Raw genomic sequence first — 23,388 nt, forward strand, 5'->3', positions numbered from 1 at the left:
GCCGGCTTTCGCCAGTGCCAAGAGAGCGGGATGCGCCATGCCGGACGATCAGGGTATCTGTGGCGCCGTCTGCCGGAACCACGCTTCGTCGCCCATGACCTTCATCCCCCATCCGCATCAGCTCGTCGCGCGCGACGCCATCCTGGCCGCACGGGCGAAGGGGGCGGCCGGCTTCCTGCTCGGCGACCTCACCGGCCTCGGCAAGACGCTCTCGGCCTGGCTCGCGCTCTCGGCCATGCCGGAGGAGGAGATCCTGGTGATCTGTCCCAAGGGCGCGATCCCGCAATGGCGGCGCACCATCGCGCTGTCCGGCCTGCCGGCGAAGCGGGTGACGCTGATGAATTTCGAGAAGACGAAGTCGCTGCTCGCCCCGCCGGCGGACTCGAAGAAGCGCTCGACCCGCGCCAAGAACAATGAGCTGGCGAAGCTTGGCACGCCCAAGCGCATCTGGCCGCTCGTGGTGATCGACGAGGCACACCGCATCCGCAACCCGTATTCGCAGCAAGGGCTGGTCTGCCGGCAGATGGCGGCAGCCGCCGATTTCACGATCTATATGAGCGCGACCGCCGGCCAGTCGCCGCACGAGCTGTCCTATCTCGCGGGCCTGCTGGCGAAGGCCGCGGGCATGCCATCAGCCGATCTCGATGGTTTCCGCGCGCTGATGAAGCGATTGAAGATCGGCCGGGCCAAGGGGCGCTGGAAGAACTGGAGCTGGGAGCCGAACGAGACCGACCGCAAGGTGATGGCCGATCTGCTCTATCGCGGCGCGAACGCCATCGGCCTGCGCCGCCGGCCCGAGGAGATCGCCGGTTGGCCGGAGGTGCAGCGGGAGCTTGCGCCGGTCGCGCTGGATGCGCCGTCCCGCAAGCTTTACGAGGCGACCTGGCGTGAGTTCCGCAAGGAGCTCGGCCTGGCCGGCGGTTCGACGCGCAAGCCGCAGGGCTGGGCGGCCGATCTGCGCTTCCGTCAGAAGGGAAGCCTGCTGCGCATCGCCGGCACGGCCGATTTCTGCGAGGATTTGCTGGGGAACGACGAGCAGGTCGCGATCTCCGTCGCTTTCCTCGAGACCAGCGCGATGCTCGCGGAAACCTTGCGCGGGCGCGGCTGGCGTGTCGGTGAAATCAATGGCGAGCATTCCGGCGCGCAGAACGAGGAGACCCGCATCGCCTTCCAGACCGGGCAGCTCGACGCGGTAATCTTCACCGTGACCGAGTCGATCTCGCTGCATCGCGGCGAGATGCCGGGCGGCGAGCGCGAGCGGGCGCTGGTGATCCACGACATGCGCCACAGCGCGATCCAGCTCCAGCAGATCGAGGGGCGCTGCCACCGCGACGGCCAGCACGCGACGATCTTCTACGCCTATGCCGAGGATACGGTGGAGGAGGCGATCGCCGCGACGGTGATCCAGCGCATGGCGGCGATGGAGGGCCTCGCCGGTGACGACACGCGGATGCTGGAGGCGATCGCGGAGATCGTCGAGGGGCGGGCGGCTGCTTGAGAGTTTGCCAGCAAGGGCGCGGGAAACCCCTCTCCCGAGTGGGAGAGGGGCAGGGGTGAGGGACCGCCGCTGCAATCATGCGTGAGGATGCCTCGCCTCACGCAGCGGATATCGCTCGCTTTACTGCTGCTACGGCAGGCCCTCACCCAACCCTCTCCCACTCGGGAGAGGGCTCCCGCGCCTCAGGCGGCAGCGCGTGCGGGGCTATCAGGCGTCCCCGCGCTCCGGCCCGAGATAGGCCAGCCGCTGCCGCACCTTCGCGTCATCCAGCAAAGCATCCGCATCGCCTTCCAGCCGATGCCGCCAGTTCGGCTTTTCGGTGATGGTGCCGGGCACGTTGGGCTGGGTCCTGATGCCGAGCGCGTCTTCCATCGGCAGGATCTTCAGCGTGCAGGGTGTGGCGGCGACGTAGCGGATCGCGGCGTCGACGACCGGGTCGGTGTTGTCCGGCTCCGGCCGCTCGCCCTCGACGAGGCCGGCATTCTGGAACGAACCCCAGAGCAGGCCGCGATCCCAGGCGCGGATGCCCTGATGGTCGATGCCGTCATCGACCGGGTCGATGTCGGAGCCGGCCCACCAGCCGGCGGTCGGCACGAGGTCGTGGGTGCTGGTCAGCGCGACCGCGCCGGCGTCCCATTCCCGCGGCGGGACATAGCCGTGATCGGTGCGCTCGAAGCGCAGCACGCGCAGGCCCGCGACTCCCTGCTCGTGCAGGTAATCGCGGAAGCCATAGGGCAGCGTGCCGAGATCCTCGCCGATGACGATGGCGCGGTGGCGCCAGGATTCGAGCGCGATCAGCCGGAACAGCGTCTCGGAGGGAAAGCCGACATAGGCGCCTTCCAGCGCGCTCGCGCCCTCCGGCACCAGCCAGAGCCGGCTCATCCCCATGACATGGTCGATGCGGATGCCGCCGACATAGCACAGGCTCGCCCGCAGCGTCTCGATGAAGGGCGCATAGCCGGTGGCGGCGAGGCCGCGCGGCGAGAAGGTCGTCAGCGCCCAGTTCTGCCCCTCTGCGGCGTAGTAGTCGGGCGGGGCGCCGATGCTGAGCCCATGCAGGATGTCGTCCGGTCGGCTCCAGGCATGGCTGCCGGCACCGTCCATGCCGATGGCGAGATCGGCGATCAGCCCCACCTTCATGCCGGCCTCGCGGCAGGCGCGCTGCGCTTCTCCATAGGAGCGGCCGGTGAGCCATTGCAGGAAGACCTGATAGGCGATCTCGTCGGCATGCTCGGCCGCGAAGGCCGCAACCTCGGGGTTGTCGGGGTGCCGATAGGCGGGCTGCCATTCGCGCCAGCTTTTGACGGTCGGATCGCGCGTCAATTCGATGGCATGCAGCGCCTCGAAGATCGCGTGGCCGCGCAGCAGCGGAGAGGCCTCGGCGAGATGGCGCTCGAAATCGGCGCGAGCAGCCTCGGTTCCGCTTGCAGCGGGATCGCGCAAGGCGTCGAACAGGGCGCGCAGCAGTCTCTGCCGGGCCGGCGTGGCGGAAAGCCAGTCGATCTGCGGCAGGGCGGAGAGGCGAGCCATCTCCTCCGTCAGCCCTTGTCGCGCGATGACGTCCCGGATGAGTGCGTCCGGCAGCGCAGCGGCCGGGTCGGCATGGAGCGGGTTGTAGAACAGCCGCGTCGAGGGCGAATAGGGGCTGAACAGAGCGGGCAGGGCGCCATAGAGAGCGTGGACGGGGCTGATCGCCAGCGCATCGGCCCCGCGGGCCGCAGCAGTGCGGCCGAGCGCGGCGACGCCGCCGAAATGGCCGATGCCGCCATCCTCCGCGCTGCGCAGGGAATAGATCTGCGCGGCGAGGCCCCAGCCCGGTCTGCCATCGTTCAAATCGGCGAAGGTGATGCAGCGTTCCGGCGCGGTCGCGACGGTGAAGTCGCCCTCAGCGGCGTGCACGGTGTGGTAGCCGGGTTCGTCGAAGGGCGGCAGCGTCAGGGCGCCCTCATAGCCTTCGATCGTCGTCACGACGCGGCGAGCCCCGCTTTCGAGCGTCACCTCGACGGATTGTCCCGGCTCGCCCCTGAGCGGCAGGCCGACCGGCTGGCCGATGCGCGCGGTGGTGAAGCGGGAGCCCAGGCCCATGGACCCGCCCTCGGCGAGCGAAAGCGAATTGCGCAAGGCTTCGTCATTGTCGGCCGGCAGGCCGAGCGCGGCGAGGATGGCGCGCAGACTCTCGGGTGAAACCTGACGCTGCGCGCCGGTCTGGTCCGTCCATTCAGGCGCGATGCCGGCGCGGGTTGCAAGCTGGCGCAGGATGTCGTCGCTCATCGTGCGCTCCACACGAGGTCTGTCATCGGAACCGGGCCGCCATGAGAAATCCAGCCACCACTAGCCGCCGGCACTTCCATGCTCCAGCACGATCAGCGCCAGCGGCGGCAGGGTCAGCGAGAGCGATTGCCGCTGGCCGTGGGCGGGGATCGCTTGCGCACGCGCCTGCCCGCCATTGCCCAGGCCCGAGCCGGCATAGATGTCCGCGTCGCTGTTCAGCCGCTCGCGCCAGAGGCCGGTGGCGGGAACGCCGATGCGATAGTCGTGGCGCGGCACCGGCGTCATGTTGGCGACGACCATGAGCGGCGGTTTGCCGTCGCCGGCCGAGCGGGTGAAGGCGAAGACGGAATTGGCGTTGTCGTCGGCGATGACCCAGCCGAAGCCTTCCGGCTCATGGTCGAGCCGGTAGAGCGCCGGCGTCGCGCGGTAGAGCGCGTTGAGATCGCGGACGAGCTGCATGGCGCCGCGCCGGCGGGTGTCGCCGTCATCCGGCCAGGGGAAGGGGGCATCGACATTCCATTCCTGCTCGGCGCCGAACTCGCAGCCCATGAACAAAAGCTTCTTGCCGGGATGGCTCCACATCAGCGCGAGGCACAGGCGCAGATTGGCGAAGCGCTGCCAGTCGTCGCCCGGCATGCGCGCCAGCAGCGAGCCTTTGCCGTGCACGACCTCGTCATGCGAGATCGGCAGTACGAAATTCTCCGAGAAGGCGTAGATCAGTCCGAAGGTGACATCGTCGCCATGGTGGCCGCGATGGATCGGGTCACGCGCGAAATAGCGCAGCGTGTCGTGCATCCAGCCCATGTTCCATTTGAAATGGAAGCCGAGCCCGCCCAGGTGGACCGGGGTGGTGACGCCCGGCCAGGCGGTCGATTCCTCGGCGATGGTAACGGCGCCGCGCCCGCGCCCGCCGACCAGAGTGTTCAGCTCCTGGAAAAACGAGACCGCTTCGAGATTCTCGCGCCCGCCATACTGGTTGGGCACCCATTCGCCGGGCTCGCGGCTGTAGTCGCGGTAGAGCATCGAGGCGACGGCATCGACGCGCAGCCCGTCGAGATGGAAGGTCTCGACCCACCATAGCGCCGAGGCGATTAGGAAGCCGCGCACCTCGCGCCGGCCGACATTGTAGATCAGCGTGTTCCAGTCGCGGTGAAAACCCTGGCGCGGGTCTTCGTGCTCGTAGAGGGCGGTGCCGTCGAAACGGGCGAGACCGTGGTCGTCCGAGGGGAAATGCGCCGGCACCCAGTCGAGGATGACGCCGATGCCGGCGGCATGGCAGCGATCGACGAAGCGGGCGAAAGCCTCGGGCGGGCCGAGCCGCGCGGTCGGCGCGAAGAGGCCGAGCGGCTGGTAGCCCCAGGAGCCGCCGAAAGGATGCTCGGTGATCGGCATCAGCTCGACATGGCTGAAACCCATGTACCGGAGATAGGGGATCAGGCGCTCGCTCGCCTCGTCCCAGCTGCCCATCTGGCCCCATTCGCTGCGCAGCCATGAGCCGACATGGACCTCATAGGCCGCCATCGGCTCGTTGACCGGGTTAGCGCGCTCGCGCCGCGCCAGCCATTCGGCATCGCTCCAGGCGAAGTCCGGCGCGGCGGCGACGATCGAGCCGGTGCGTGGCGGCTCCTCCTGCCGGCGGCCGAGCGGGTCGGCCTTCCAGGACAGGGGCTCGCCATGCGGGCCGGCGATCGCATATTTGTAGACCGCGCCGGGGCCGATGCCGGGGACGAACAGCTCCCAGATGCCCGGGCCGAGGCGCCGGCGCATCGGGTGATGGCGGGCGTCCCAGCCGTTGAAGTCGCCGACGACGGAGATATGCGAGGCATTCGGCGCCCAGACGGCGAAGAGCACGCCCTCGATACCGTCGAAGACACGGGGATTGGCGCCGAGGCGGGTCGAGAGGTCGAAATGCCGGCCTTCGGCGAAGAGATAGATATCCTCCTCGGAAAGCAGCAGGCCGAAGGCATAGGGATCGGCCGCCTCGATGATGCCGTCCGGCCAGGACACGCGCAGCCGGTAGGGCTCGTCGGCCGGGCATAAGGCCTCGAAGAGCCCGTTGCCCTCGGCGATCATGGCCACGGCCTTGCGCGTATCGCCCTCGCCGGTGACGAGTTCGACGTAATGGGCGCCGGGCAGGAAGGCGCGCACCACGCTCTCATCGCCGACACGATGCCGGCCGAGCACCGCGAAGGGGTCGGGATGGCGCGCCTCCTCCAGCAGGAGGATATCGTGCGGGGGAAGCGACGGAAAATGGACGGAAGACTGGGGCATCAGGGGTGGTCGAACCGGTTCGGTGAGGACTCCACGGCACTCGCGGAATCGGTCATGATGCAACGCAGCAGAGGCGCTTTCCGTTCCGGCCGCAAGATGCTGCCCGCGACGCTCATTCTCGCACGGAACCAAGTGTTTGCGGCCCGGTTGTTTCCCCGGGTTTCAGACGGGTGCAGGGAGAATGTCGATGAGCCGCGAGCAGATCGTCAGGGATACCGCCTATGCCATCTGGGAGGCGGAGGGACGCCCCGACGGACGCGACGGCGAACATTGGCGCCTTGCCGAAGAGCGTGTCGCGGCGAGTCTCAAGGAGCCCGCGCCCAAGGGTGGGATTCCGAGGCCGAAAGCGCCGGTGAAGGGCAAGGTCGAGGCCGGCGCGGCCAAGACCACTCCGAAAGTCGCTGTTCCGAAGGCCCCCGCTCCGCTCAAGGCGGCAGCGACCAAGGCGGCGCCCAAGAAACACTGAGATCCCACCGAACAACGCGGTCATCCCGGGCTTGGCCCGAGGTCCGTGCCTGAGCTTGTCCGAACGGGGTTCAGGCATGGGTCTCAGTCCTGATTCCAGCTCTCCGCGTCGCTGCGTCCGGGACGATACCCGCTTCCAGCGCCAGGGTACCACCCCCGCTCAAGCGGCCAGCGCCCGCGCATAGACATCGGCATAGCGGAAGGTGGGGCGGCGCCAGTCGAAGCGCTTGGCCATGGCGTGCTCGCGCATCTGCCGGAAGGCCCGCTTGGTGCGGAAGGCGTCGAAGGCGCGCACCACCGCCGAGGTCAGGCCCTGGCCGGTCAGCGACGAGAACAGGAAGCCGGAGAGACCATCCTCGATGGTGTCGACGAGGCCGCCGGTGCGATAGGCGATCGGCAGCGCGCCGGAGCGCTGGGCATACATCTGGCTCAGGCCGCAGGGCTCGAAGCGCGAGGGCATCAGCAGGAAATCGCTGGCGGCGAAAAGCCGGCGCGCCTCGCCATCGTCGAAGCCGATGCGGGCGGCGACGGCGCGCGGATACTGCCGTGCCAGCCGTTCGACCGCCTCCTCCAGCCGGGGCTCGCCGCGGCCGGTGACGATGAGCTGGCCGCCGCTGGCGACGATGCTTTCGGCCGCCTCGAGCGAGAGGTCGATGCCCTTCTGGTGGACGAGGCGCGAGACGATGGAGAAGAGCGGGCCGCGCGAATCCGGCAATTCGAAGGTCTTGCGGATCTCGGCGGCGTTGCGCCGTTTCCACTGGCGGACGATCTGCTCGGAGGTCTTGCCGCCTTCGATCAGCGCGTTCCAGCTATCGTCGATGCCGTTCACGATGCCGGTGAGCCGGCCTTCGTCCATCCGGGTCTTCAGCAGCCCTTCGAGGCCGCAGCCATGCTCGGGCGTGGTGATCTCGTGGGCATAGGTCTCGCTGACGGTGGTGACGTGCGAGCCGTAATAGATGCCGCTCTTCAGGAACGAGATCTTGCCGTGGAACTCGGCGCCGTTGACGTTGAAGGCGAGGTCGGGAATGCCGAGCGCTGCCATGCGCTGCGGCTGGTAGAGCCCCTGATAGGCGAGATTGTGGATCGTCAGGATCGAGGGCGTCGCCAGGCCCTTCCAGCGCATATAGCCGGGCGCCAGGGACGAGGGCCAGTCATTGACGTGGATGATGTCGGGCTTCCAGTTGGGATCGGCCTCGCCGGCGGCGATCTCGGCCGCCGCCAGCGAGAGCCGGCCGAAGCGGAGGTCGTTGTCGCCGAAGTCTCCGCCGGCGAAGGGGCCGTAAGGCGAGCCTTCGCGGTCATAGAGTTCGTCGCAGAGCACGGCGTAGATCGTCAGCCCGTCAGCCGTTGCGAAACGTCCGAGCGACCAGGGCGGCAGGCTCGCGGTGCGCGGCATCTGGCGGACTATGTCCATCGCCGGCCTTGCGGCGCGCACCTGTCGGAAACCGGGGAGCAGCACGCGGACGTCGCAGAAGGCGCGCAGCTGGCGGGGCAAAGCGGTCGAAACCTCGCCGAGGCCGCCGGCCTTGATGAAGTCGCCCATTTCGGAGGTGACGAACAGCAGCTTGGTGGTCGCCGGGATCGGCGAGGAGCGCTCGGCCGGGTCGTCCTTGACGACGGCGGCGTAGATCAAGGCGTGGCCGGATGTCGAGGAGACAGTGTCGGTCTCAACCAGCTTCAGATCCGCCATCGTCACGTCCTCGGCACATCGCCCGTCAAGAACAGATCACAAAGGTTAAGGTTCCAGGGTGCACTGCAAAATAAAGAAGCAAGATCGGGGCCGGTTCGCCGGAACCGCGCCATGGGCGGGACGTTGCAACCTCCGCGACAGAATGGCGGAGCGATATGACAGGGCCGTTGCGGACGCCGCATCGCCTGCCGATGAGAAGAGGCGGGTGGCATGGTGGATAAACAGGCGCAGGCGTTGAGGATCGAAGCCGGCCGGGCTTCCGAGCTCGGCGCCGTCCATGACGGGGAGGGCACGAATTTCGCGCTGTTCTCCGCCTATGCGGAAAGGGTCGAGCTCTGCCTCTTCGACGAGAGTGGGGCGACCGAGACGGCGCGGATCACGCTGCCGGAATATACCGACGAGATCTTCCACGGCTATCTGCCGGGCGTGAAGCCGGGCCAGCGCTATGGCTACCGCGTCCATGGCCGCTTCGCGCCCGAGGAAGGGCACCGCTTCAACCCGAACAAGCTGCTGCTCGACCCCTACGCCAAGGAGTTCTCGGGCGCGCTCGCCTGGGACGACGCCCATTACGGCTATGAGGTGGCGGCGAAGCTCGACAAGGACCTCACCTTCAGCACGCTCGACAGCGCGCCCTTCATGCCGAAATGCGTGGTCTGCGACTGGAGCGCCGATCCGAAGGCCCCAGTGAAGCCGATGGTGCCCTGGGATCGCACGATCTTCTACGAGACGCATGTGCGCGGCTTCACCAAGCTGCACCCGGCCGTGCCGGAGGCGAAGCGCGGCACCTTCGACGGGCTCGGCGAGAAGGCGGTCGTCGACTACATCAGGAGCCTCGGCGTCACCTCGGTCGAGCTCCTGCCGGTACAGGCCTATCTCGACGACCATCATCTCGTCGCCAGGAAGCTCTCCAACTACTGGGGCTACAACACGATCGGCTTCTTCGCGCCGATGCAGCGCTATGAGGGCCGGGCCGGGCTCGCCTCCTTCCGCGACATGGTGCGCCGCTTCCACGATGCCGGCATCGAGGTGATCCTCGACGTGGTCTACAACCATACCGCCGAGGGCAACGAACTCGGGCCGACGCTCTCCTTCAAGGGCATCGACAACTTCTCGTACTACCGCACCACCGCCGGCAAGCCGCGCTATTACGTCAACGACACCGGCACCGGGAACACGGTCAACACCAGCCATCCGCGCGTGTTGCAGATGGTCATGGATTCGCTGCGCTATTGGGCCGAGGCGATGGAGGTCGACGGCTTCCGCTTCGATCTCGGCACGATCCTGGGGCGCGAACCGGAAGGGTTCGATCCGCGCGGCGGCTTCTTCGACGCGATGGGGCAGGACCCGGTGCTGAGCAAGCTCAAGCTGATCGGCGAGCCCTGGGATATCGGGCCGGGGGGCTATCAGGTCGGCGGCTTTCCGCCGGGCTGGGCCGAATGGAACGACAAGTACCGCGACACGCTGCGCGCCTATTGGAAGGGCGATGAAGGCCTGGTGCGGGATCTGGCGGCGCGCGTCACAGGCTCAGGCGACATCTATGACGAGCGCGGGCGGCGGCCTTGGGCGAGCGTCAATTTCGTCACCGCCCATGACGGCTTCACGCTCGCCGATCTCGTTTCCTACAACGACAAGCACAATGCGGCGAATGGCGAGGACAACAAGGACGGCCACGGCCACAACCTGTCCTTCAACTACGGCACCGAGGGACCGACGGAGGACAAGGGCATCATCGCCGTGCGCGAGCGCCAGAAGCGCAACCTGCTCGCCTCGCTGCTGCTTTCGCATGGCACGCCGATGATCCTGGCCGGTGACGAGCACGGCCACTCCAACCGCGGCAACAACAATGTCTATGCGCAGGACAACGAGACCGCCTGGCTGCGCTGGGAGGAATTGACGAAGCGGGACGAGGCGCTGGCCGCTTTCGTCCGCCGGGTCATCGCGCTGAGGACCGAGCATCCGATCTTCCGCCGCGCCTCCTACCGCGACGGCTGCGTGCTGCGCTGGGTCAATCCCGGCGGCGGCGACCAGCAGGAAGAGGAATGGGACGATCCCGGCCTGCGCGCCATCGGGCTCTTGATGCACATGCCCGACGTGGAGGAGGGCGGCGACGAAGCGCTCATTCTTTTCAACAGCTTCGACGGAGAGGTTGTCTTCCGGATTCCGCCGCGGGTGAAGGCCGGTTCATGGGCTGTCGTCCTCGACACCGAAACCGGGCCGGACTCAGACGAGGGCCGCAAGGGGCTCAAGGCGGAGCAGGAGATCACGCTCTCGCCGCGATCGCTGATCGTGCTGATGTGAGGCCGCTTCCGGCGCAGGCGGCTCCGGGCGTCATGAAGGTGACATGAAGGCGCCGGAGCCGCGACGCTTTTCCCTTCTCCCGGATGGGAGAAGGTGGCGCGGAGCGCCGGATGAGGGCCTGCGCTTGCCGTAGAAGGCGCGACGGAACCGTCGCATTTTGGCGATGGGCGGCGGTCCCTCACCCCGGCCCTTCTCCCATCCGGGAGGGGTTTCCCGCGCTCTTTCCTATGATGGTCTGGGGAGTCGCCAGAGGCTGACACTACGGACCGGTAGTTCGCTGCCAACGCCGTCGGCCGAGGTGAGGAGCTTCTCCCAGCCTTCCCCGGCCAGCGCCAGCGGCACGCCCTCCCGCCCTCGGTTGACCGCGACCAGCAGGCTCTCGTCACGGCCGTTCAACAGCAAGCAGAAAGCGTCGAGTCCGTTCCAGTCGCCATCGCCGATCCGGCTGCCATCCGGTTTCAGCCAGAGCGCGTCGGGCGGCTCGCCGGCGCCGGTGAGGAAGCTGTCGGCGGTCAGCAAGGGATGCTCGCGGCGCAGCTTCGCGAGCGCCGCGACGAAGCCGATCAGAGCATCGTCCGCTCTCTCCCAGTCGAGCCAAAAGCCAGCATTATCCTGGGCATAGGCGTTGTTGTTGCCATGTTGAGTCCGGCCGAATTCGTCGCCGGCTGTCAGCATGGGAATGCCGCGCGAGAGGAAAAGCGTCGCCAGCAGGGCGCGGATATCGCGGTTGCGAGCCTCCGTGACGGCCGGATCGGGGCTCGCGCCCTCGATGCCGTTGTTCCAGCTATGGCTGTCATTGTCGCCGTCGCGATTCTCCTCGCCATTGGCCTCGTTGTGCTTGGCCGCGTAGCTGACGAGATCGGTAAGCGTGAAGCCGTCATGGGCGGCGAGGAAGTTGACGCTTGCGTTGGGGCCGCGATGCCTGATGGCGAAGAGATCGGAGGAGCCGGAAAGCCGGGTCGCGAGCGCGCCCGCCATGCCGGCATCGCCGCGCCAGAAGCGGCGGACATCGTCGCGGTAGCGGCCATTCCATTCGGCGAAGGGGGCGGGGAAATGGCCGAGCTGGTAGCCGCCGGGGCCGATGTCCCAGGGCTCGGCGATCAGGATGCTCCGCGACAGATCGGGATCCTGCAGGATGGCGGCGAAGAGCGGAGCGTCCTGGGAGAAGCCCGTCTCCGTCCGGCCCATCACCGTGCCGAGGTCGAAGCGGAAGCCGGCGACGCCGAGGCTGCGCCAGTGGCGCAGCGCATCCATCGCCATCCGGACGACAGGGGCGCGGTCGAGCGCGACCGTATGGCCGCAGCCGGTGTCGTTGACGAGCCGGCCTGGGTCGTCGGCGGCATGGCGGTAATAGACCGCATTGTCGAGCCCGCGCAGGCCGATGGTCGCGCCATATTCGTCGCTTTCCGCCGTGTGGTTCAGCACGACATCGAGGATCACGCCGATACCGGCCCGCGCATAGGCGCCGCAGAGCCGGCGCAAATCCGCCCCGCCGCCGGGGGCGAGGCGAGGATCGGGCGCGAAGAAATTGACCGGGTTGTAGCCCCAGGCATTGGCGAGGCCGAGCGGCGGGAGATGGCGCTCGTCCATCCAGGCGGCGATCGGCATCAGCTCGACATGGCCAGCGCCGAGCCGGTGGAGATGGGCGACGATGGCCGGCTCCATCAGGGCCGCGAGCGTGCCGCGCAGGCGCTCCGGCACGGCCGGATGGCGCATGGTGAAGGATCTGACGGCGAGCTCGTAGATGAGGCGAGGCGGCTCGCTTCCGCTGCCCTCGAGACGCCCTTCCTCTGGGTGAGGGCTGGGACGGCCGGCAACGATGCAGCGCGGCACCAGATCAGCCGTCTCCTGACCGTGCCTGGCCAGTTGCGGATCCCAGAGGAAAGCCCGGTCGAGCAGCGTGGCATAGGGATCGACCAGCAGCTTCGAGGGATCGAAGCGGTGGCCCTGCTCCGGCTGCCAGGGCCCTTCGACGCGCAGGCCGTAGCGCAGGCCCGCGCCGGCGCCGGGCAGGAAGCCGTGGTGGATGTCGCCGCTGCGGCAAGGCAGCGGCAGGCGGGCGATTTCGGTGTCCCCGGTCTCGTCGAAAAGGCAGAGGAGGACGCGCTCGCCGTTACGCGAGAAGACGGTGAAGGTGACGCCGCCTTCGGAGACAGTCGCGCCCATGTGGGCGGGCAGCGGGCAAGGGAGGATGCTGGGGTTCGTCATTCTCGGGCGGAGCGCAGCGCAGACCCGAGAATCTCTGGCAAGAGATGCCCGGGGCAAGCCCGAGCATGACGCGCCGCGGCGATCATTCTGCTGTCTGGGCGGGCAGGCCCACCGGCACGTTCCAGATCCGCTCGGCATATTCGCGGATGGCGCGATCGGCGCTGAACCAGGCGCAATGGGCCGTGTTCGTCACCGACATGCGCCACCACGTCGCCGGATCGGCCCAGAGGCCGTCCACATGGCGCTGCGCCTGCCGGTAGCTCTCGAAATCGTTCAGCACCATGAACCAGTCATTGGCGCGCAAGCCATCGACGAGGCCCTGGTAGCGCCCGCGCTCGCGGGGCGAGTAGGCGCCGCCCGCCACGGCGTCGAGCACGCCTTCCAGATGCGGGGTCGCGGCGATGACCTCGGCAGTCGGGCGCGGATTGCGCTTGGCGGCCTCGACCTGTTCGGCCGTCATGCCGAAGATGACGATGTTGTCCGCGCCGACGCGCTCGCCGATCTCGATATTGGCGCCGTCGAGCGTGCCGATGGTGACGGCGCCGTTGAGCGCGAACTTCATGTTGCCGGTGCCCGACGCCTCCATGCCGGCGGTGGAGATCTGCTCCGAGAGGTCGGCGGCGGGGATGATGACCTCGGCCAGGCTGACATTGTAGTTCGGCAGGAAGACCACCTTCAGCCGGTCGCGGGTGGTGATATCGTTGTTCACCACGGCCGCGACGTCGTTGATCAAATTGATGATCGACTTGGCCGTGGCGTAGTTCGAGGCCGCCTTGCCGGCGAAGATCTTCACGCGCGGCGCCCAGTCGCGATAGGGCTCGGAGCGGATGGCGTCGTAGAGCGCGATCGTCTCGAGGATGTTGAGGAGCTGGCGCTTGTATTCGTGGATGCGCTTGATCTGGACGTCGAAGAGCGCATCGGGGTCGACGGTGACACCGCAATCCTGACGGATGATCTTCGCGAGCTTCAGCTTGTTCTCGCGGCGGATGGCCATCAGGCGTTCGTGGACGGCCTTGTCGCTGGCATGGGCGCCGAAGCGGCGGATCAGCCCGATATCGTCGAGGACCGCCTCGCCGCAGGTCTCCTTCAGCAGCTTCGTCAGCCCCGGATTGGCGTTGAACAGCCAGCGGCGCGGCGTGATGCCGTTGGTGACGTTGGTGATGCGGTCCGGGAAGACCCTGTGGAGCGGGGCGAAGACCGTCTCCTTCATCAGGTTGGAATGCAGCGCCGAGACGCCGTTGACCTTGTGCGAGCCGACGAAGGCGAGATGGGCCATGCGCACGCGCCGGCCATGGGACTCGTCGATGAGCGAGAGCGTCGCCAGGTCGGCATCCGGCTGCTCGCGCCGCACGCCGTCGAGGAAGCGGGCATTGATGCCGAAGATGATCTGCATGTGGCGTGGCAGCAGCCGCTCCATCAGCGCGACCGGCCAGGTCTCCAGCGCCTCCGGCAGCAGCGTGTGGTTGGTGTAGGAGATCGTCGCGTTGGTGACCTCCCAGGCCTGCTCCCAATCCATCTTGTGCTGGTCGATCAGCAGGCGCATCAGCTCGGCGACGGCCAGCGAGGGATGGGTGTCGTTGAGCTGGATCGCGACCTTGTCGGCAAGATCGTCGAGCCGGCCGAACTGGCGGTAGTGCCGGCGCACGAGATCCTGCAGCGAGGCCGAGGTGAAGAAGAATTCCTGCCGCAGGCGCAGTTCCTGCCCGGTCGGCGTGGAATCATTGGGGTAGAGCACCTTGGAGATCGCCTCGGCGCGATTGCGCTCGGCGACGGCGCCGATCAGGTCGCCCTGGTTGAAGGCGTCGAGCGAGAGCGGGTGCATGGCGCGCGCGCGCCAGAGCCTGAGCGTCGTGGCTTCCCGCCCGCGCCAGCCGACGATCGGCGTGTCATAAGCGACGGCGAAGACCGTCTCCTCCGGCGCCCAGAAGATCTCGCCCGGCTTGTCCGTGCCGGTGACGGAGCCGCCGAAGCCGATCTTGTAGGCGCTCTCGCGCCGCTCGAACTCCCAGGGATTGCGGAAGGAGAGCCAGTCCTCGGGCACCTCGATCTGCTTGCCGCCGTCGATGCGCTGCTTGAACAGGCCATGGTCGTAGCGGATGCCGTAGCCCAGCGCCGGCACGCCGGTCGAGGCCATCGCCTCCATGTAGCAGGCGGCGAGCCGGCCGAGACCGCCATTGCCGAGCGCGGCGTCGGGCTCGATCGTCTCGATCTCGTTGAGGTCGACGCCGAGCTCGCGCATCGCCTGCGCGAACGGGCCGGTGAGGCCGAGATTGTTCAGCGTATCGGCGAAGGAGCGGCCGATCAGGAATTCGAGCGAGAGGTAATAGACCCGCTTGCGGCCGGTGTCGTAGCTCTCCCGGGTGGAATGCTGCCAGACATCGACGACGTGATCGCGCGCGGCCAGGATGCCCGCCGTCAGCCAGTCGTGCGGCTGGGCGACCGCCGGGTCCTTGCCGAGCGAATAGGCGAGCTTGCGCAGGATCTCGGCCTTGAGCCGCTCGACCTGATCGTCCGGCTCGAAATGGACGGCTGGCTGCGGGCTGGTGGCGGTCTCGGTCACGCGCGGTCTTCCCTGGCTGTTTCGAGCGCCGGGAGTGTCAGGGGATTGCCGGCGGGTGTCCAGCCGAATTTGCCGCAGTGCGGTATGAAGCTGCCGCACGGCCCCGCGTGCTGGTTTCGGGCGCCGGTCAATTGCCGCCCGGGCGGGCGTCGTCACGGACACGCCCGCCGAGCTGTTTTGCGCCCTCAACCGAGGAATCCGTCAGCCTGACGATACTGTTCCAGGCTTCACGCGTATAGGCACCCTGATGAACGACGGCGTCGTAGCCGACGACCAGGACGATGATCACCAGAAGCAGGCGGAACACGAAACTCTCCTCTCGATACCGCGCTATCAACGCGATGGTGGAGGGGAGGGTTCCGCCGTGCCACGAGCGGGATCAGCGCGGCAGCAGATCCTTCAGCCGCAGCAGGGAGATCGTCTCGACCTGTCCCAATGCGGTCGCGAACTCCTGTTCGCGCGTGTTTTTGAGGCGCGTCTCGAAGGCGTCGAGGATCGCGGCCTTGCTCGCGCCCTTCACCGCCATGATGAAGGGAATACCGAAGCGGGCCTTGTAAGCCTCGTTGAGCGCGGTGAAGCGCACGCGCTCGTCGCCGGTCAGACGGTCGAGGCCGGCGGAGGCCTGTTCGCCGGTGGATTCCGGCGTCAGTTCGCCGGCTGCCGCCAGCTTGCCGGCCAGATCGGGATGGGCGGCAAGCAGCGCCTTCTGCTGTTCCGGCCCGGCCTTGCGCATGATGGCGGTCATCGCGGCGTGCAGCCCTTCGGCCGTGTCCTGCGCGGGGCCGATCCCGGCATCGTAGGTCGCTTCGGCGATCCAGGGCGAGTGCTCCCAGACGCGGCCGAAAACCTCGACGAAGAGAGCTTTCGGCAGTTTGGAGGGAGTATAGCCGCCTTCGGGCGGGTGCGTCCTGACCCAGTGGCGGGCGATGTCGAGCCTCGTCGCCACCCAGACCCTGTCATGGCTCTTCACATAGTCGAGGAAACGGGCGAGCGCGGCGGCGCGGCCCGGCCGGCCGACGAGGCGGCAATGCAGCCCGACCGACATCATCTTCGGCGCGGTCTCGCCTTCGGCGTAGAGCGTGTCGAACGAGTCTTTCAGATAGGCGAAGAACTGGTCGCCGCTGTTGAAGCCCTGCGGCGTGGCGAAGCGCATGTCGTTGGCGTCGAGCGTGTAGGGCACGGCGAGCTGCGGACCCTTCGGACCGGAGAGCCAATAGGGCAATTCGTCGGCATAGACGTCGGCCGTGTAGAGGAAGCCGCCTTCCTCCATCGTCAGCGGAATCGTGTTCTGCGAGGTGCGGCCCTGGTAGCAGCCGAGCGGGCGTTCGCCGGTCAAGTCGGTCTGGATGCGGATGGCTTCGAGGATGTCGGCGCGCTCGCGCTCCCGCGGCACGTCGCGATAGTCGATCCATTTCAGGCCGTGGGTCGCGATCTCCCAGCCGGCTTCCTGCATCGAGCCGACGATCTCGGGGTAGCGCGCCAGCGCGCTGGCAACCGCGAAGACCGTCACGGGCATATTCCGCTCGGTGAACATCCGCCACAGCCGCCAATAGCCGGCGCGGGAGCCGTATTCGTAGATCGACTCCATGTTCATGTGGCGCTGGCCCGGCCAGGGCGCCGCGCCGACGATCTCGGAGAGGAAGGCTTCGGAGGCCGCGTCCCCGTGCAGGATGTTGTTCTCGCCGCCTTCCTCGTAGTTGACGACGAACTGGACGGCGATGCGGGCCTCGCCCGGCCAATGCGGATGCGGGGCGTCGCGGCCATAGCCCTTGAGGTCGCGCGGATAGGTGGTGTCGGTCATCGGAAAGGTGCTCGCAAACTGATTCAGCTGAGGATCCTAAGTGGCGGCGTCATCGCGTCAAAGCGCGGCCTGCGCGGTCTCAGCTTCCCCGATAGGTGGTGTAGCCATAAGGCGAGGCGAGGAGCGGGACATGGTAGTGCCGCGTCACCTCCGAGAGGCCGAAGCGGACGGTGACGACATCGAGGAAGGCCGGCTCCGGCAGCGTGACGCCGCGCTCGCGGAAATAAGGGCCGATGGCGAAGTCGATCTCGTAGATGCCGGGCCGCGTCGCCTCCGGCGTCAGGAGCGGAGCGTCGGTGCGGCCATCCGCATTGGTGACCGTTTCGGTGAGCGTCTCGGCGCCCTCCGGTCCGATGCGGCGCAACGAGACCGCGACGCCGGCGGCGGGGCGCCCGCCATGCGTATCCAGGATGTGCGTCGTCAGCCCTGCCATGTCCGGCCTTTCCATCGCCTTGCGTTTCCGGGTCAGCAACTTGCATGCCGACCGCGCTCAACCGTAATTTGCCCTGGGGCGAAGTCCAACGGCGCGTGGCGCCGTTCCCGCCCCCGAACGAGGACAGCGACCCGCGATGCTCAGCGCCTATCTGATGGAATGGGGCAGCATGATGCTGCGCTGGCTCCACGTCATCACGGCGATCGCCTGGATCGGCTCCTCCTTCTTCTTCATCCATCTCGATGCCAGCTTGCGGCCGGCGCCGGATATCCCGCCGGGCGAGGGCGGGCGCGCCTGGCAGGTCCATGGCGGCGGCTTCTACGAGATGCGCAAATACATGGTCGCGCCCGCCGTGATGCCGGCGGAGCTGACCTGGCACAAATGGCAGAGCTACTGGACCTGGATCTCGGGCTTCTTCCTGCTGGTCTGGGTCTATTATGCCCAGTCCGAGCTCTACCTGATCGATCCGGCGGTGATGCAGCTCTCGCCCCTGGCGGCGGGGGCGATCGGCATCGCGGCGCTGGCGGGGGGCTGGCTGATCTATGACTGGCTGTGCCGGTCGCCGCTCGGGAAGCACGACGTCTGGCTGGGGCTGATCGGTTTCGGCTATGTCGTGGCGGCGAGCTGGGCCTTCGCCAGCGTCTTTTCCGGGCGCGGAGCGCTGATCCATACCGGCGCGCTGATGGCGACGATCATGACCGCCAATGTCTTCTTCAACATCATGCCCGGCCAGCGGAAGGTGATCGCGGCGCTGACCGCCGGCGAAAAGCCCGATCCGAAATACGGCAAGGCCGCCAAGCAGCGCTCGACGCACAACAATTACATCACCCTGCCGGTGCTGTTCCTGATGCTGTCGAACCATTATCCGGTGACCTATGCCAATCCGGCGGCGATCCCGCTGCTGGTGGCGCTGGTGATCGTGGCCGGCGCGCTGATCCGGCACTTCTTCAATGTCCGCCATGCCGACCATGCGAAATCGCCCTGGTGGTGCTGGGCGGTGGCGATCCTGGCGCTCTGGCTTGCCTTCTGGGTGGCGATGTCGGCCTCGCCCGGCGGGCGCGAGCAGCTCGGCCTGAAGCCGCGCGAGCCGGGCAGGCCTGTGCTGCTGGCGGGGATGGCTCTGCCGCCGGCGGAGGTGACCAACATCGTCACCGGGCGCTGTGCGATGTGCCATGCGCCGGAGCCGTCCTGGCCCGGCATCCAGATCGCGCCGAAGGGCGTGCTGCTCGACGGTCCCGAGCAGATCGCCATCCATGCCCGCGCCATCAGGTCGCAGGCGGTGATGACCCATGCGATGCCGCCCAACAACCTCTCCGGCATGACGGCAGGCGAGCGGCGGGTTCTGGCCGCCTGGCTCGCCGAAAAACCACGCTGAGACGGTTTCGGCGGCGTATCGCTGCCGGTCGAAAGCCGTCTGTTTCGGCGATCGGATTCGGCCTTCGTTCAGCTTTTACGCAATTCGCTCACGGGTCCGTGATTGCGTTCAGATTCAGTTCATCTGCACACCACCAATGTCCTGCTCCACTAAAAGGCCGAAGGGAGGTTCCATGAAGGAGCCGTTCGCGCCTTGGGACCGTGGGGGTCCGTTTGAGACGCTTGGTGAATGCAAGGGGCGCCGGCTACCTGCTGGCGGCCATCGCTTTCGTTGTGGCATGGGTCGTCCTGTGCTGGCCCTGGCTTTCGGGGTCGGTGACGATTCCGTTCGACGCCAAGGCGCATTTCCAGGCGCAGGTCGAGTTTCTGGCGCGGGCGCTGCACTCGGGGCAGTCGCCCTTCTGGAACCATAACGTCTTCGCCGGCTCGCCGCAGGTCGCCGATCCGCAATCGCTGATCTTCTCGCCCGCGATCATCCTGGCGCTGCTTTCGCCGGCGCCGGGCTTCCGCATGGTCGATGCCTTCGTGCTGCTGCATCTGCTGGTGGCCGGCTTTGCCGTGATCATGTTCTTCCGCGACCGCGGCTGGCATCCGGCCGGCGGGCTGATGGCGGCCCTCGTCTTCGCCTTCGGCGCCTCGGCGTCCTGGCGGATCCAGCATATCGGGCAGATCGAGAGCCTGGCCTTCTTCGCCATCGCCTTCTGGCTGACGGCGCGGATGCTGCAGCGCGGCTCGGCCTGGGCCGGCGTCTTCGCCGGGCTCGCTGCCGGGCTGATGGTGCTGAAGCCCGACCAGGTCGCGATGCTCGGCGGCTATGTGCTGATCGGTATGGTCCTGGCACACTGGATTTCCGGCGGCTGGCCGTCCGTCCGGGCCTCGCTCGTCCCCGCCGCGCTGGCGAGCGCCGCGGGCCTCGCCGTGATCACGGTGCCGCTGCTCTGGACCTGGCTCTTCGCCGAGGCGACGACGCGGCCGGAGATCGGTCTGGGCGTGGCGACGACGGGGTCGCTGCATCCGGCGTCGCTGCTGACCGCCTTCGTCGGCGATCTCTTCGGCGCGAAGAACCCGAATGTCACGTTCTGGGGGCCTTATCTCAACCCGAACTGGGTGAAGGATCTGACCCTGTCGCAGAACATGGCGCAGATCTATATGGGCGCGCTGCCGATGCTGCTGCTGATCGCGCCGGGGCTGACGCGCGGCTGGCTCTGGGACAAGGCGGTCAGGCCGCTGACGCTGCTCCTGCTGTTCATGGTGCTGTATGCGCTCGGCCGCTACACGCCGGTCTTCCAGGTGCTCTACGATTATCTGCCGGGCGTGAAGATGTTCCGCCGTCCGGCCGATGCGACCTTCCTGATCGGCGCTCTCGGGGCGATCCTCTCCGGCTATGTGCTGCACCGGATGCTGACGGCCGAAGGCATCTCCTTCCGGCGCGATCTGCTGATCGGCGGCGCGATCGTGCTGGCCGTGGCGCTGGTCGCGATGCTGCTCTCGCGCAGCGAAGGGCATCTCGGCGATGCGTGGGCGCCCGTTCTGGCGGCCCTGGGCTGGTTCGGCGCGGCCGTGGCGCTGCTTGTCGTCCTGCAGCGTTGGCGCGGGGCGCTCGCGCCGGTCGCGGCGATGGTGCTGGTGACGGGCGTCGTCGCCTCCGATCTCGGCGTCAATAACGGCCCGAACGAATCGACCGCGCTTCCGCCGCAGCTCTACGACGTGCTGCGGCCGACGACGCACAACCAGACCATCGCATTGCTCAAGCAGTTGACGGCGCAGCCGGCGGGGTCGCCCCGTCGCGACCGGGTGGAGCTGCTCGGCATGGGCTTCGAGTGGCCCAATGCCGGCATGGTGCACGGCTTCGACCATACGCTGGGCTACAACCCCCTGCGCCTCGAGGATTTCTCTGAGGCGGTCGGCACCGGGGACGGCATCGCCAATCCCGGCGACCGCAAGTTCACGCCGCTGTTCCCCTCCTACAACAGCCGGCTCGCGAACCTGCTCGGCCTGCGTTACATCGCCTCGCCCGTGCCGATCGAGCAGGTCGACCGCACCTTGAAGCCGGGTGATCTGACGCTGCTCGCCCGGACCAAGCAGGGCTATGTCTACGAGAACCCGAACGCCCTGCCGCGCGTGCAGTTCGTCGGCGGCTGGGCCTTCGCCGATTTCGAGAGCATGAAGCTCTCGGGCCGCTGGCCCGACATCGACCCGCAGCAGGCGGTGCTGCTCGACGCCGAGCCGCCGGTCGCCGCGCCCGAGGGACCGGCCGCGGTGCAGGCCGAGGTCAAGCTGACGAAATACCGCAACACCGAAGTCGAGGTCGAGGTCACCACGCCGGCCGCGGGCTTCGTCGTGCTCAACGATGTCTGGCACCCCTGGTGGCGCGCGCAGGTCGACGGCGTCGACACCGAGATTCTCAAGGCCAATGTGCTGTTCCGCGCCGTGCAGGTGCCGGCAGGCACGCACAAGGTCACCTTCAGCTTCCAGCCGCTTTCGGGCGCCATCGCGGAGCTGAGGGCGCGGATTTCGCCGCAGGAGCCGGAGGACAACCTGCCGCCGCCGCCGCCCTACGATCCGGACGAGCCGCAGATCGTGGCAGCGCCGGGCGCGGACCGGATCCTGGCGGGACCCTCGCCGGCCGTGCGCGATTCGCTCGGCCTCGGGGCCACCCAGCCGGGCGCCGCGTCGCGCAATGGCACGGCCTCCGCCCGGATCTTCGGCGAGACCGAGGCGCACTGAGCGGGAAAGCGACCCAACCGGTCCCCGTTATTGCGAGCGTAGCGAAGCAATCCGGGAGGGCCGGACGAGGCGTTCAGCCCAGTCCTCCCTGCATTGCTTCGTCGCTTCGCTTCTCGCAATGACGATTCAGGGTCGCTGCGCGATCTCAGGCGACGCCGAGCTTCTTCTGCAGGCTGGTCGAGGAGGTGGTGTACTGGAAGGTCAGCCGCTTCTCCGGATAGACGTAGCGGTGGACCTTCTGGGCGCAGAGCGCGGCTTCGTGGAAGCCGGAGAGGATCAGCTTCAGCTTGCCCGGATAGGCATTGATGTCGCCGATGGCGAAGATGCCGGGCACGCTCGTCTCGAACTTCTCGGTGTCGACCGGGATCAGGTTCTCGTGAAGGTTCAGGCCCCAATCGGCGATGGGGCCGAGCTTCATGGTCAGCCCGAAGAAGGGCAGCATCGTATCGCAGGCGATCTCGAAGGTTTCGCCGGCATTGTCCCGGCAGATCGCGGCCTCGAGCTTGCCGTTCTCGCCTTTGAGCCCGGTGACCTGTCCGAGCTTCATGTCCATCCTGCCCTCGGCGACGAGAGTGCGCATCTGCTCGACCGAATGCGGCGCGGCGCGGAAATCGTCGCGGCGGTGCATCAGCGTGACGCGGGCGGCGACGGGCTGGAGGCTGAGCGTCCAGTCCAGCGCCGAGTCGCCGCCGCCGACGATCAGGATGTTGCGGCCGCGGAAGGCCTCCATCCTGCGCACGGCATAAAAGATGGAGCCGTTCTCGTAGTTCTCGATACCGGGGATCGGCGGCTTCTTGGGCTGGAAGGAGCCGCCGCCGGCGGCGATGACGACCGTCTTGGTGTCGAAGACCGTGCCGGCGTCGGTGGTGACGCGGAAGCGCGGTGCCTCGGGGCTGCCCGTCGGCTCGACCGACTCGATCATCTGGTTGAGATGGAAGGTCGGGCCGAAGGGCTTGATCTGGGCGATCAGGTTGTCGACCAGCGCCTGGCCGGTGACCATTGGGAAGCCGGGGATGTCGTAGATCGGCTTCTCCGGGTAAAGCTCGGCGCATTGCCCGCCGACCTTCGGCAGGATGTCGACGAGATGGGCCCGGATGTCGAGCAGGCCCAGCTCGAAGACGGCGAACAGGCCGCAGGGCCCGGCGCCGACGATGACGACGTCCGTCGTGATGACTTCGTTTTCGTTGGCTGCCGCGTCGCTCATGGTCCTGCCTTCGATCCGGTCCAAACCGTGCGTTTTAACGAACTTTGCCGGAGGTGGAGATGAGCCTTCGCCTGCTGCTTGGCAAGTCCGGATCGGGCTCAGGCGCCAGTCTCGGCACGCAGACCGGCTGCCGCGATGCCCGCCAGCGCTGCGGCCTCGTCATTGTCGGAGGTATCGCCGGAGATGCCGACCGCGCCGAGCAGCTCGCCCTCGGACGAGCGGATCAGCACGCCGCCGGGCACGGGCATGAGCAGGCCGCCGACCGCATGGGTGGCCGCCTCGATGAAATAGGGCCGGTCCTGCGCCATCTTGTGGAGCGCGCGCGAGCCGAGCCCGAGCGCGACCGCGCCATGGGCCTTGCCGAACGCGATCTCTCCGCGCTTGAGGCTGGTGCCGTCCTGGGCAGCGAAGCTCTTCTGTGCGCCGCGCGCGTCGATGACCGCGATGGCGAGCGGCTTGAACGCGTTTTCGGTGGCGTGGGCGAGTGCGGCGGAGAGAATCGCCTGGGCCTGGGCGAGCGTCAGCATCATGGGAACTCCGATTCTGTAAGGATGCGTGTTTTGCCAGCCGCGCGGCGTGCGGTGAAGC

General features: G+C 67.6%; 15 protein-coding genes. 5 read left to right on the top strand and 10 right to left on the bottom strand.

What is annotated here, in order from left to right:
- Positions 1–94 precede the first annotated feature (94 nt).
- Positions 95–1,498 carry an SNF2-related protein gene (locus IED13_RS09355; RefSeq protein WP_191123996.1) on the top strand — a complete coding sequence of 468 codons (1,404 nt, stop codon included), beginning with the start codon at positions 95–97 and terminating at the stop codon, positions 1,496–1,498.
- A 207-nt stretch (positions 1,499–1,705) separates the two neighbouring features.
- Here IED13_RS09355 and malQ read toward each other — a convergent pair whose 3' ends face one another.
- Both malQ and glgB read right to left on the bottom strand, forming a co-directional pair.
- Positions 1,706–3,769 (bottom strand): 4-alpha-glucanotransferase, encoded by a 2,064-nt coding sequence (malQ, locus tag IED13_RS09360; RefSeq protein ID WP_191123997.1) that lies wholly within the window; start codon positions 3,767–3,769, stop codon positions 1,706–1,708.
- 60 nt (positions 3,770–3,829) lie between these two features.
- Positions 3,830–6,040 carry a 1,4-alpha-glucan branching protein GlgB gene (gene glgB / locus IED13_RS09365; protein ID WP_191123998.1) on the bottom strand — a complete coding sequence of 737 codons (2,211 nt, stop codon included), beginning with the start codon at positions 6,038–6,040 and terminating at the stop codon, positions 3,830–3,832.
- Between the two features lie 187 nt (positions 6,041–6,227).
- Between glgB and IED13_RS09370 the strand changes: the two genes are divergently transcribed.
- Positions 6,228–6,506, top strand: a complete 279-nt coding sequence (locus tag IED13_RS09370) for a DUF2934 domain-containing protein (protein ID WP_210323553.1) — start codon at positions 6,228–6,230, stop codon at positions 6,504–6,506.
- Positions 6,507–6,665: 159 nt separating this feature from the next.
- Here IED13_RS09370 and glgA read toward each other — a convergent pair whose 3' ends face one another.
- Complete coding sequence (gene glgA, locus IED13_RS09375) at positions 6,666–8,195, bottom strand: glycogen synthase GlgA (RefSeq protein ID WP_142021852.1); 1,530 nt, start codon at positions 8,193–8,195, stop codon at positions 6,666–6,668.
- A 210-nt stretch (positions 8,196–8,405) separates the two neighbouring features.
- On the opposite strand from glgA, the gene glgX (IED13_RS09380) reads away from it, so the two are divergent.
- A complete protein-coding gene (glgX, locus tag IED13_RS09380; protein ID WP_191124000.1) occupies positions 8,406–10,493 on the top strand; it encodes a glycogen debranching protein GlgX in 2,088 nt (695 codons plus the stop codon).
- Between the two features lie 225 nt (positions 10,494–10,718).
- Here glgX (IED13_RS09380) and glgX (IED13_RS09385) read toward each other — a convergent pair whose 3' ends face one another.
- The 5 genes from glgX (IED13_RS09385) to uraH form a co-directional block, all read right to left on the bottom strand.
- Positions 10,719–12,701, bottom strand: coding sequence for a glycogen debranching protein GlgX (gene glgX / locus IED13_RS09385; protein WP_248312499.1), 1,983 nt, complete (start codon positions 12,699–12,701; stop codon positions 10,719–10,721).
- An 82-nt stretch (positions 12,702–12,783) separates the two neighbouring features.
- Positions 12,784–15,261 carry a glycogen/starch/alpha-glucan phosphorylase gene (locus IED13_RS09390; RefSeq protein ID WP_133563211.1) on the bottom strand — a complete coding sequence of 826 codons (2,478 nt, stop codon included), beginning with the start codon at positions 15,259–15,261 and terminating at the stop codon, positions 12,784–12,786.
- 127 nt (positions 15,262–15,388) lie between these two features.
- Positions 15,389–15,568 (bottom strand): hypothetical protein, encoded by a 180-nt coding sequence (locus IED13_RS09395; RefSeq protein ID WP_038358699.1) that lies wholly within the window; start codon positions 15,566–15,568, stop codon positions 15,389–15,391.
- 72 nt (positions 15,569–15,640) lie between these two features.
- Positions 15,641–17,062 (bottom strand): allantoinase PuuE, encoded by a 1,422-nt coding sequence (gene puuE, locus IED13_RS09400; RefSeq protein WP_191124001.1) that lies wholly within the window; start codon positions 17,060–17,062, stop codon positions 15,641–15,643.
- 79 nt (positions 17,063–17,141) lie between these two features.
- Positions 17,142–17,495 (bottom strand): hydroxyisourate hydrolase, encoded by a 354-nt coding sequence (gene uraH / locus IED13_RS09405; protein ID WP_112764057.1) that lies wholly within the window; start codon positions 17,493–17,495, stop codon positions 17,142–17,144.
- A 136-nt stretch (positions 17,496–17,631) separates the two neighbouring features.
- On the opposite strand from uraH, the gene IED13_RS09410 reads away from it, so the two are divergent.
- Both IED13_RS09410 and IED13_RS09415 read left to right on the top strand, forming a co-directional pair.
- Positions 17,632–18,870, top strand: coding sequence for a urate hydroxylase PuuD (locus IED13_RS09410; protein WP_191124002.1), 1,239 nt, complete (start codon positions 17,632–17,634; stop codon positions 18,868–18,870).
- A gap of 224 nt (positions 18,871–19,094) precedes the next feature.
- Positions 19,095–21,596: a glycosyltransferase family protein gene (locus tag IED13_RS09415; RefSeq protein WP_191124003.1), complete on the top strand. Its 2,502-nt coding sequence runs from the start codon at positions 19,095–19,097 to the stop codon at positions 21,594–21,596.
- A 145-nt stretch (positions 21,597–21,741) separates the two neighbouring features.
- Here IED13_RS09415 and IED13_RS09420 read toward each other — a convergent pair whose 3' ends face one another.
- Complete coding sequence (locus IED13_RS09420; protein WP_191124004.1) at positions 21,742–22,800, bottom strand: NAD(P)/FAD-dependent oxidoreductase; 1,059 nt, start codon at positions 22,798–22,800, stop codon at positions 21,742–21,744.
- A gap of 98 nt (positions 22,801–22,898) precedes the next feature.
- A complete protein-coding gene (locus IED13_RS09425) occupies positions 22,899–23,330 on the bottom strand; it encodes a GlcG/HbpS family heme-binding protein (protein WP_038358693.1) in 432 nt (143 codons plus the stop codon).
- Between the last annotated feature and the right edge of the window lie 58 nt (positions 23,331–23,388).

This window comes from Allobosea spartocytisi (genome assembly GCF_014764685.1).
Classification (GTDB): Bacteria; Pseudomonadota; Alphaproteobacteria; order Rhizobiales; family Beijerinckiaceae; genus Allobosea; species Allobosea spartocytisi.